This is a genomic window from Mesorhizobium sp. C416B, assembly GCF_030323165.1.
Lineage (GTDB): Bacteria > Pseudomonadota > Alphaproteobacteria > Rhizobiales > Rhizobiaceae > Mesorhizobium.
Genome location: NZ_CP100471.1, coordinates 2,439,415 through 2,449,401, shown reverse-complemented (window position 1 = coordinate 2,449,401; position 9,987 = coordinate 2,439,415). Strand labels below are relative to the sequence as shown.

Sequence of the window (9,987 nt, the reverse complement as noted above, 5' to 3'; positions counted from 1 at the left end):
AGGGTGAGGATGCAAGCCGAATCCATAATGACAAAGCCAGTCATCACGACGGATGCGAACGCGACGATCGCGCAAGCGATCGAGCTCATGCTTTCAAACAAGGTCAGCTGCCTGCCGGTAGCAGACAGCGACGGCACCCTGATTGGTATTGTAAGCAAAAGCGACTTCTTGCGCCGAGAAGAACTTGGGACCCAGCGTGTGCGTCCGCGCTGGCTGGAGTTTGATCTTGGCCCGGGCACAGTCGCCAATGACTATGCGCGCTCGAACGGACGGATCATCCATCAGGTGATGACCACACCCGTCATCTCGGCGCCTCCTGGCGCCTCGATTGCAGATATTGTCGACCTGATGATGCAACATCGCATCAACAATCTTCCGATTGTCGATCGGGACAGGGTCATCGGCATCATCACGCGAACTGATTTGCTGCCTGTCCTGATCCGCGCCATGCCGAAACAGGGAACCACGCCACCCGATGACGACCTGATCCGCAAGGCTATCCTTGCCGAACTGCAGTCACAAACCTGGAGCGGTGGTGACTTGATCGATGTGAGGGTCAGCGACGGCCTTGTCGAACTGAAGGGGGCGATTGTCGACGAGCGTCAGCGGAAGGCAGCGATCGTTGCGGCTGAGAAGGTTGCCGGCGTCGGGCAAGTCAAGGACGGCCTCCTCCTCAGTACGGATCCGTTCGGTGAAGGTTTCATAGCTGCGGAAAAGGCGGGGACGCGGAGCAGAGTCCCTTTGGTTCTGCTCCCTTCCCACATCACTTGGACATGAGGCCGTCGGCGAGTTCCTTCAGCGTCTAGCGCCCGTAGCGGAGAGTACGCTGTCGGCAGCAAGATGCCCGTCCTGACGGAATGCGATGGCCGCTGCCTGTTTTGGTGGGGCTTGGACCGGCGCTTCCTGTGGATCTGAAGAGCGGCCAATACGAAGATCTCGACGGCTCCGCCCAGCGGATCCTTATCGATCGGGAAGAGCCGCGAGGCTGAACCGGTTGGCGGCGCCCAACGACTGTGCGGATGCTGGTCGTCAGTCGACCGAGTCTTTGCTGGATTGCCTCGTCATGATGATATCGGCGCGCGTGCGAAGAACGGATCAGCCACAATACGTTGCCGAACCTTTGGCCAGTAGGGGCACGCGATTGGGAAGCCGACCATTCAGAATGCCTAGACATGCAAACGTTTTCACGGCAATCGACCACTCGACCGTGAACCCGCCGTTGCCGGGTTATCGAGCCTGGTTGATCCAGATCAGCGTTATCTCTTCGTCGGCGTGGTTTCATTGACCAGGCTTCCAACGGAGAACGCATGTCTATCGACGATGGGGAGATGAGCGGCAAACCGTGGGTGATTGCGATGCTTCAAGAGCGCTTCGTATCGCAGATAGCCGCTATGGCGGCACGCTGATGGCCGGCTCTGTCGACACATTCGACATCATTGTCGTCGGAGCTGGGCCGGTCGGACTTGCCTTCGCAGCATCGCTCGCCCTGAGCCGACTCAAGGTGGCAGTGGTTGAACGGCAGTCGCTCGACAGCCTGGCGAATCCGGCTTTCGACGGTCGCGAGATCGCGCTGACGCACGCTTCGGTGAGAATCCTTCGCGAGCTCGGCGCCTGGGACGCCATGCCCGCATCTGACAAATCACCGCTTCATGGCGCGCGCGTGCTCAACGGATCGAGCCCTTTCGCCCTGTGCTTCGATACTCGCAGCGGATCTGGGGAACCACTCGGATTTCTGGTCCCAAATTGTCGGATCCGCGATGCCCTGTTCAAAATTGTCTACTTCCAGGATCATGCCCGGCTGCTGTGCGGCAACTCGGTCGTGAATGCAACAACCAGCGACGACGAGGCGGTCATAACGCTTTCTGATGGCAGGCAATTGGCCGCTCGGCTGCTCGTAGCAGCGGATTCGCGTTTGTCCGCGATGCGCGACCTGCTCGGCATTGGCGCCAACATCCATCCGCTTGGCCACTCCATGCTGATTTGCCGAGTGAGGCACGAGCGCTTCCATCGCCAGATCGCGGTCGAATGGTTCGACCACCATCAGACCATAGCGATGTTGCCGCTCATGGAAGGCGTGTCGTCGCTGCTTCTGACTTTGCGCTCAATCGAGGCCGATAGACTGTCTGTTCTCGATGACGAATTGTTCCTCATGGAATTGATGAACCGGTGTCGAGGACGCCTCGGGCAGTTGACCCTGGCAAGCACCCGCCATGCCTATCCGCTGGTCACGACCTGGGCGCACAAGTTCTCGGCACCGAGTGCGGCACTTATAGGAGACGCTGCCATCGGCATGCACCCGGTGACCGCGCATGGCTTCAACATCGGCCTCAGCGGCCAGAAGCAACTCGCTCATAAAATACTGACAGCATGTCGCGCACGCCGCGACATTGCCGATCCCGACATGCTCGGCAGATATGAAAGCCGGCTGCGGCTGTCGGCGGCGCCGCTCTATCATGCCACCAACATGCTTGTCGGTCTTTACTCAAGCGAGCACCCGGCGGCACGGCTTGCAAGACATGCTGGGCTCCGCTTTGCCCAACATCTTCCCTTTGTCCGCCATGGCATTTCGGCCATGCTCAGGCGGTGAATCGCACAGAGCGCTACCGCTCTGGAGTGCTGTCTCGGCGCGGCTTCTTTGTCTTGCTGGCTCGCAGCGTCGCGGGCAAGGCTGCTTCCTGGTGACGTTGCCGATCATGGCATGATTCGGATCAAGGCACGCGCGCGGGCGAAACCTTGATGATTCGGCAATGCTAAGCCAAAGGTGTGACCCGAAGCATGGTGAGCGCACCGGTTACCCTCGCTGGGTAGTTAACCCGTCCTTCAGTGGGCTTGCATAGGTTTGGTCCTCGCGAACAATGACGGAAGCAAGCTGGTCCATTCATGGCACCCCTAAAGAAAGAAGAATCGCTGGAGGCCAAAATCCGTCAGGATCAGCTTGCTGACCTGAGGGCCGGGCTCTTCGTGTCGATGCCGATAAGCGCGATCCTGTCAGGCCTGATTTGCGGGGTGCAGGCCCTTTCTGGCGGCGGCTTTGCCGCTGCAAGCTGGTTCCTGGTCGTCAATGCGCTAAATGCCGCCCGGCTTGCACTCGCCCGTTTTCAGCTAAAGGAAACGGGGCGCCATCAGGATTCGCTTGGCGTTTTGCCGCGCCTTCGCATGTTTGGCGTCCTTGCCCTTCTGGCAGGGTTTGCCTGGTCCTTCCCGGCCGTGCTGACTGTTGGATACACAACACCTCAAGCACCGATGCATCTGGTCATACTGGCGGGCATTTCAGCTGGTGCGGTTACATATGGCAGTTCGTATGCCGCGGCGGCGACCAGCTTCATCACACCTCCACTCCTCATCACGGTGGCGTGCCTTTTGGCGAAAGGCAATTTTGAACGCTACATTCTGGCTTTCACCGTTCTGCTCTTCATGGGCGGCTTGGTCCGAGCTTCGTTTGTTGGGCAGGCGCGCTTCCGCGAAGCAAGCCGCCTGAGACATGAGGCAGAGCGACTTGCGTCGGAAATGGAGCGCAACTCCAGGGAGGACCATTTGACCGCCCTTCTCAACAGGCGGGGCCTTGAACACGCCATCGGTCGGTTCAAGACCGCGGATGGCCCCTTCGTGGCAATGCTGATTGATCTGGACGGCTTTAAATCTGTCAACGACACCTACGGTCACAGGACCGGTGATGAACTGCTTGTCATGATCGCCCGCCGCATAGAGCAGGAAGCGCCGGAAGGCTCAACGCTAGCTCGTATCGGCGGCGATGAATTCGTGCTGGTTTTTCCCTCAACGAGAGCTTCGCTTTCTGCCAGTGATCTCGCCTCCAATATCATAGCCAAAATTGCTCGCCCCTATATCGGGGTCGCGTCCGTGCGCGTCGGGGCATCGATAGGGATATACTTGGCGCAGACGTCGAGCCTGACTGAAATGCTGTTGCGGGCCGATATCGCCCTTTATACGGCCAAGCGCCATGGCAGGAACGAATTTTGCCTGTTCGATGCCGAACTCGACCGGGAACTCCAACGCCGCCAGTCCATCGAACGGGACCTTCATTCGGCGATAAAGACGGGAAGATTGCAACCTTGGTTCCAGCCGATCGTGAAACTCGACACCGAGGCCGTGGTCGGTTTTGAAGCCTTGCTGAGATGGTCCCATCCGACACATGGTGCCATCTCTCCACCCGAAATCATCACAGCCGCACGCGAAACCGGAATGCTTCAGCTGCTGACGCAAACCGTATTCGCCGACTGTTGTGCTTTTATCGACGGCTTGGTGAAAGCTGACTGTCGTAACATTCGTGTGGCGATGAATGTTTCCCCGCGCGAACTGGAAGCCGGCGATATCGACGACATGGTTCTGGATGGTCTGGCCGCAAGAGGCCTGCCTGCGACGATGTTCGAAATCGAGATTACCGAAGAATCGCCGGTGGATCCGGACAGAGTGGATGAAAAGCTCGGACGGCTTTCGCATGCCGGTATTTCCATCGCGCTCGACCACTTCGGCACCGGCTTTTCTACCTTGGCATCTCTCAAGGACCGTCGGATACGCAAGGTGAAAATAGACCAAGGCTTCATTCGCGGCTTGGCCAAGTCCCGAGAGGACCGACTGCTTGTCAAATCCGTCATCGAACTCGGTGACATGCTCGGGATCGAGGTCATGGCCGAGGGCGTCGAAACAGAGGCGGATCGGCAAACCCTGCACAAGCTTGGTTGCCGAACCGCTCAAGGCTTCCTCTTCTCCAAGGCTGTGCCTTTGATGCAAGCACTGGAAATGGCAGTCAAACAGTACGCGAACCAGTTGTGACCGCTCCCGCAGCGCCCGCTGTCGCGGCCGTGCGCTGCCGAATTTGGCTACAGAGACTTGCCTACTCGAAACACGTGGCATTGGGCGCTGTGCATCAGCCGGCGAACAGTTCCTTGTAGCCGGTCGTCACCATCCAGTTCGCACGGTCGATATGGCTGCGAAGAGCTTTGCGGGCGCGGACCGGGTCAATGGACGGGTCGATGCCGAGGATGCGCTCGGCCATCTCCTTTTCGCTGGCATTCTCGGCGCAGGCATCCAGGATCCGCAGGTAGATCGTGAAATGCTCCCTGTCGTAGCTCGTGAGGTTCTCCGACCAGGGGACTTCATCGCTCAAACTTGAGCTTCGAGTCTCATCTGTTCCCATTGGTCCATTCATGCCTGCGAACCTCGCCTGTGAGCGCAGGCAGTATATCCCAAAATGGGATAATCCGAAACCGGGATTAGTCGCTGATCCGGTCTTTACCCGACCGGTTCGCCTCCATGCCCAAATCCCTTCGATCGCCCCGCCACCAGCGGTTCCTGGCCCGGCTGGTTTTGCTGCGCAAGGCCAAAGGCCTGACCCAGAAGCAGCTGGCTGACAAGCTTGGTCGTCCCCAATCCTTCGTGGCCAAGTACGAGGGCGCAGAGCGGCGTCTCGATGTCATCGAGTTTCTCGACATAACTGCGGCCCTTGACGCTGATCCGTGCGAGATTCTCTCCAGCCTCCGGTCCTAGCGGGCGCGCCGCATCCATCATGATCACGGACAGGAATATTGAGTGGGACAACGCCTCAATTTGTTGAAAGGCGAGCGCTGGTTTTCGGAGGAAGCCGCGCGCACGGCGCCGATGCCTTTTGGTTCTCGACGTAACTGCGGCGCCTGACCATGTGCGAAAAAACTTGGCGGGCGCCCGCGCGCCTGACGACGCGCACTAGGTGCTCGTGAACCGAGCCCGCTTTTCTTCGGCAAGCTCAGGCGGTCTCGGCCATTCGGCTTCGCCCCTTGGCGTGGGCAGCCCTTCGGGCTGTGACGGCCGCCGCCCTTGCGGGCGGCGCGGTTTGTCTGTTGGCCTTTCCCGGTGGCGCGGGGCGGGCGACACTCCCTTCTAGACCCGCCGCGGCAGCCCGCAACCCTTCGCGTGCCGCTCAGGGTCCTCCTCTTCGTTCCGGTCCTTCGGATGCGGTCCGCCTACCACGGCGGGCCTTTCCGGTCGCGACTCGCCGCCCACCCCGCTTCCGGGGAAAGGCGCGGCGATTGGCGAGCGGAGGATAACACATGCGTGCAAACAGCAAGCGTACCACCAGCGGAGAGGCTGGCGCAGGCAAGGGCAGGCGCCCAGGCGCAAGCCTCTATCAGGAGATCACCGACCGCATCATTGCCGAGCTGGAGCGCGGCACCGTGCCATGGGTCAAGCCATGGGGCAGCGCAAAAGCAGGCCTCGGCCTGCCGAGGAATGCGTCCACGGGGCGCACCTATTCCGGCATCAATATCCTCATCCTGTGGGGCGCCGTCATCGAGCGCAGCTATCCCAGCCAGAATTGGCTGACCTTCCGGCAGGCGCTTGCCCTGGGCGGCAATGTCAGGAAGGGCGAGCGCGGCACGACGATCGTGCATGCCGACCGCTTTGTCCCAAAGAACGAGAAGGAGCGCGCACGCCACGAGGGCGATGCACCACAGGCCGTGCCTTTTCTGAAGCGCTTTACCGTCTTCAATGTCGCGCAATGCGACAATCTTCCGGAACACCTCCATGCCCCTGCCGAGCCGCTGCCACAGTGCGAGATCGTGCCGCAGGCCGAGACGCTCATTCTCGCCAGCGGTGCGGATTTCAGGGTCGGCGGCGATCGCGCTTTCTACATGCCGTGCAGCGACCACATTCAGGTGCCGCCGCAGCCAGCGTTCCATCAGCAGATCGACTATTACCGGACCTGCTTTCACGAGCTAGGCCACTGGACCGGCCACCCGACGCGGCTTGCTCGCGACCTCTCCGGCTCGTTCGGCTCCAAGGCCTACGCGCGTGAAGAATTGGTCGCCGAAATCACTGCCGCCTTCGTCTGCAGCAATCTCGGCATCGAGCCGACCGTGCGTCACGCCGATTACATCGGCTCATGGCTGAAGGTGCTGCGCGAGGACAACCGCGCTATATTCCGTGCCGCCAGCCTAGCTTCAAAGGCCGCTGATTTCCTGTTTGGCCTTCCGGCCGATGCGGAAGGCGAGGCGCAAGAAGGGATTGCGGCATGACGATGCGCGATCCTCAACTGACCGCGACCGAGCCGACGCCGCAAAGGAGCAGACGCTCATTCCCGGCGTCCAGCCGATCACCACGCGGGCAAACCCTCCTGATGGACGCGCCGATGTGTCCGCGCGCGGCGCAAAGCTGCTCGAGGTCGGTCTCTAATGGGGAGGCGGATCAGAGGAAGGTCCGGTGAACCTTTCTCCCGCCGGACGCAAGAAGTCAACGCGACCCGTTCTGACAAGGAGTCTTTCCATGATCCTGATCACCAATCCACTGCGCGCACGACTGCTCGCCCATGGCGCCGCCGGCGCCGACATCGACCATTTTCCCGTTGTGAAACTGTTTGATCCGACAGGTGCCGCGACCTCGCTTCTGAGCGAACTCGACGCCGATGGCGACACGCTGTTCGGTCTTTGCGATCTCGGCTTCGGCTTCCCCGAACTTGGCAGCGTCAGTCTGGCCGAGCTTGCATCCGTAAAAGGGCCGCTTGGCCTCGGCATAGAGCGCGACCTGCATTTCCAGGCGCGCTTTCCGATCTCCGTCCATGCCGAAGCCGCCCGCACTTTGCGGCCACGTCACCGAGGCCGAGCGACTGCTGCGGCAGGCAGCAGACGCCCTATCAAAGCCCCATTCCGAGCTTCCGCCCGACACGGCGGAACAGCAGCGCCGATAGGCGCAAAAACCGTCCCGCCGCGTCGGCCTTCGGCCTCCGCGGCGGGGACAACCTTAACCAAAGCGAAAGGAGAGTAACCATGCAGCTTGCCCACATTCCCTTGGATCAGCTCAACATTCCGCTCAACATCCATGGAAAACCGCGCCCGACATATCCGACATCCTGCCCTGCGTACGTGCGCGCGGCGTGCTGGTGCCACTCCTTGTAGGGCCGAACGGCCAGCCGGAAACCTTCGAGATCGTCGCCGGCAGGCGGCGCTATTTCGCCGCGAAATCGCTTGCCGACGAGCGCGGTGAAGGCGATCCCTTGCCCTGCGCCATCATGGAGGACGGTGACGACGCCGATGCGCTGGAAGCTTCGCTGATCGAAAACCTCGCCCGCCTCGATCCTGACGAAGTATGGCAATGGGAGACGTTTCGCGGCTTGTCAGGCAAGGCCGCACCGTTCTCGACATCGCTGTGACCTTCGGCACCACTGATCTCAAGGTCAAACGCATTCTGGCGCTTGGCGACCTCTTGCCCAAAATCCGCGAAGCCTATCGGCGCGAGGAGATCGACACCGAGCCGGTGCGCCATCTCACCATGTCTTCCAAGGCGCAGCAGAAGGACTGGCTGGCACTCTGTGCCGATCCCGATCAATACGCGCCGCGTGGCTATCAATTGAAGCAATGGCTGTTCGGCGGCCAGTCGATTTCCACCAAGGTGGCACTGTTTGCCATCGAGGAGTATCCCGGCCTGATCACCTCGGACCTGTTCGGCGAGGACAGCTATTTCGCCGATGCCGACCTGTTCTGGCAAAAGCAGAACGAAGCGATTGCCACCAAACGCGACACCTATCTCAACGAGGGCTGGAGCGAGGTTGTGCGCTGGAACCGGGCCAGTATTTCCACGCATGGGACCACGAGAAGACCCCGAAGAAGAAGGGCGGCAAGATCGTCATCACTGTCTCGCATCGCGGCGAGGTCGAGTGTCACGAGGGCTGGCTGTCACGCAAGGAAGCCCGCCGCGCCCGCGAGGGCGGCGAGCAAGAAGAAACAGCCGCCAAGCTGCCGCGCCCCGAAGTCACCGGCCCGATGCACAACTATATCGATCTGCATCGCCATGCCGCCGTGCGCGCGGCCATGCTCGACCATCCCGCCGTGGCGCTGCGCCTCGTGGTGGCGCACGCCATCACCGGTTCGGGCCTGTGGCAGGTGCGGCCTGAGCCGCAGCGCGCAGCCAACGAGACGGTGACTGCCAGCCTTGCCGGCTGCAAGGCTGAAGCCGCATTCGGCAAAAAGCGGCGCGAGGTATTGGCCCTGCTCGGATCACCGGATGAGGATAGCTTGGTCGCCGGCGGCAATGGCGACGCCGTTGCTATCGCCGGCGTGTTCGCGCGCCTCTTGGCTCTCTGCGACGACGATGTCATGCGCGTTCTCACCCTTGTCATGGCCGAGACGCTTGCAGCCGGCAGCGCCGTCGTCGAGGCGCTCGGCAACCACCTGAACGTCGACATGGGCATATGGTGGCAACCGGACGATGCCTTCTTCGACCTCTTGCGCGACAAGGAAATCGCCAATTCGATGCTGGCCGACGTCGGCGGCAAGCTGGTCGCGGACGGCAATGTCGCCGAGAAGGTCAAGACGCAAAAGAACATCATCCGCGACTTCCTGGCGGGCGAGAATGGCCGCCCCTGGGTCGAGACCTGGCTGCCGCGCTGGATGAAATTCCCGGCCGAAAGCTACACCAGCCGCAGCGGCTCCGCACCGCCGATCAGTGGACACAAGTGCAGCCGCTGTTCGTGCGCGAATAGTCGATCAGGGCCCGAGCGGCGGTTCTCTCGATTACCGCCGCTCAGGTCGCGCGCGCCGCTACGGGCCACGCCGGCTGCCGATTGGGCGTCTTGTCGAGCCAGTGCCGCGCGCGAGAAATTCCGACGCCAGTTCGCCCCATTTCGGCAGCCCCGCACCGCGCCGGGTTGCTTGCTGAGGCGCCAAAGGCCCATGGGGCCAATTGTCCGATCCGGTTGCCGACAGAGCCCGCGCAGCCGGCGCTCTGCATTGCGGCCGGCTTCTTGTGTCACCGATCGCGCCACCTGTCTCCATTGTGTCTCGGGGACCATTCCCTGCGGCTGGCTTGTCGACCTATGGGCGGATCAGGCCCGCCCGAAACCCTCGCCGGCAGCTTTTTTCCCCGCCGTGCGGCGGCTTCCTCGCGCCGCTTCGCTTCAAAAAAGCTGCCCGCGCGGGTCCTCCGCTATCGCTGCGGCCGTCCCGGTTCCGGCGGTCCGGACGCGCCCATCACGGTCCGCCATCGCAGGGGAATGGTCCCTTG

General features: G+C 61.4%; 9 protein-coding genes and 1 pseudogene. 9 read left to right on the top strand and 1 reads right to left on the bottom strand.

What is annotated here, in order from left to right; genetic code table 11:
* The first annotated feature begins 9 nt into the window (after window positions 1-9).
* The 4 genes from NLY43_RS12035 (at window position 10) to NLY43_RS12020 (ending at window position 4,791) form a co-directional block, all read left to right on the top strand.
* Window positions 10-777 carry a CBS domain-containing protein gene (locus NLY43_RS12035; RefSeq protein WP_023711850.1) on the top strand — a complete coding sequence of 256 codons (768 nt, stop codon included), beginning with the start codon at window positions 10-12 and terminating at the stop codon, window positions 775-777.
* Between the two features lie 80 nt (window positions 778-857).
* Window positions 858-989: a cbb3-type cytochrome oxidase assembly protein CcoS gene (gene ccoS / locus NLY43_RS12030; RefSeq protein WP_081740647.1), complete on the top strand. Its 132-nt coding sequence runs from the start codon at window positions 858-860 to the stop codon at window positions 987-989.
* A 416-nt stretch (window positions 990-1,405) separates the two neighbouring features.
* On the top strand, window positions 1,406-2,587 hold the full coding sequence (gene ubiM, locus NLY43_RS12025) for a 5-demethoxyubiquinol-8 5-hydroxylase UbiM (protein ID WP_023672363.1): 1,182 nt from the start codon (window positions 1,406-1,408) through the stop codon (window positions 2,585-2,587).
* A gap of 293 nt (window positions 2,588-2,880) precedes the next feature.
* Window positions 2,881-4,791, top strand: coding sequence for a putative bifunctional diguanylate cyclase/phosphodiesterase (locus NLY43_RS12020; protein WP_023711849.1), 1,911 nt, complete (start codon window positions 2,881-2,883; stop codon window positions 4,789-4,791).
* 94 nt (window positions 4,792-4,885) lie between these two features.
* Here NLY43_RS12020 and NLY43_RS12015 read toward each other — a convergent pair whose 3' ends face one another.
* A complete protein-coding gene (locus NLY43_RS12015) occupies window positions 4,886-5,167 on the bottom strand; it encodes a DNA -binding domain-containing protein (protein WP_081731646.1) in 282 nt (93 codons plus the stop codon).
* A gap of 104 nt (window positions 5,168-5,271) precedes the next feature.
* On the opposite strand from NLY43_RS12015, the gene NLY43_RS12010 reads away from it, so the two are divergent.
* The 5 genes and pseudogenes from NLY43_RS12010 to NLY43_RS11990 all read left to right on the top strand — a co-directional run bounded on the left by NLY43_RS12010 (window position 5,272) and on the right by NLY43_RS11990 (window position 8,907).
* Window positions 5,272-5,505 carry a helix-turn-helix domain-containing protein gene (locus NLY43_RS12010; protein WP_023708050.1) on the top strand — a complete coding sequence of 78 codons (234 nt, stop codon included), beginning with the start codon at window positions 5,272-5,274 and terminating at the stop codon, window positions 5,503-5,505.
* A gap of 539 nt (window positions 5,506-6,044) precedes the next feature.
* Window positions 6,045-7,007 carry an ArdC family protein gene (locus NLY43_RS12005; RefSeq protein ID WP_023697813.1) on the top strand — a complete coding sequence of 321 codons (963 nt, stop codon included), beginning with the start codon at window positions 6,045-6,047 and terminating at the stop codon, window positions 7,005-7,007.
* 247 nt (window positions 7,008-7,254) lie between these two features.
* A pseudogene (locus tag NLY43_RS12000) lies at window positions 7,255-7,675 on the top strand (DUF2958 domain-containing protein).
* Window positions 7,676-7,867: 192 nt separating this feature from the next.
* Complete coding sequence (locus tag NLY43_RS11995) at window positions 7,868-8,137, top strand: ParB/RepB/Spo0J family partition protein (protein WP_352590764.1); 270 nt, start codon at window positions 7,868-7,870, stop codon at window positions 8,135-8,137.
* Window positions 8,080-8,907 carry a hypothetical protein gene (locus NLY43_RS11990; protein ID WP_023830479.1) on the top strand — a complete coding sequence of 276 codons (828 nt, stop codon included), beginning with the start codon at window positions 8,080-8,082 and terminating at the stop codon, window positions 8,905-8,907. The genes NLY43_RS11995 and NLY43_RS11990 overlap by 58 nt, the downstream gene beginning before the upstream one ends.
* Window positions 8,908-9,987 lie beyond the last annotated feature (1,080 nt).

What these genes read in the sequence shown, in the direction of transcription:
- NLY43_RS12035 (WP_023711850.1), top strand. Translation starts at nt 10, where the DNA reads ATGCAAGCCGAATCCATAATGACAAAGCCAGTCATCACGACGGATGCG.
- ccoS (WP_081740647.1), top strand. Translation starts at nt 858, where the DNA reads ATGCGATGGCCGCTGCCTGTTTTGGTGGGGCTTGGACCGGCGCTTCCT.
- ubiM (WP_023672363.1), top strand. Translation starts at nt 1,406, where the DNA reads ATGGCCGGCTCTGTCGACACATTCGACATCATTGTCGTCGGAGCTGGG.
- NLY43_RS12020 (WP_023711849.1), top strand. Translation starts at nt 2,881, where the DNA reads ATGGCACCCCTAAAGAAAGAAGAATCGCTGGAGGCCAAAATCCGTCAG.
- NLY43_RS12015 (WP_081731646.1), bottom strand. Translation starts at nt 5,167, where the DNA reads ATGAATGGACCAATGGGAACAGATGAGACTCGAAGCTCAAGTTTGAGC.
- NLY43_RS12010 (WP_023708050.1), top strand. Translation starts at nt 5,272, where the DNA reads ATGCCCAAATCCCTTCGATCGCCCCGCCACCAGCGGTTCCTGGCCCGG.
- NLY43_RS12005 (WP_023697813.1), top strand. Translation starts at nt 6,045, where the DNA reads ATGCGTGCAAACAGCAAGCGTACCACCAGCGGAGAGGCTGGCGCAGGC.
- NLY43_RS11990 (WP_023830479.1), top strand. Translation starts at nt 8,080, where the DNA reads ATGGGAGACGTTTCGCGGCTTGTCAGGCAAGGCCGCACCGTTCTCGAC.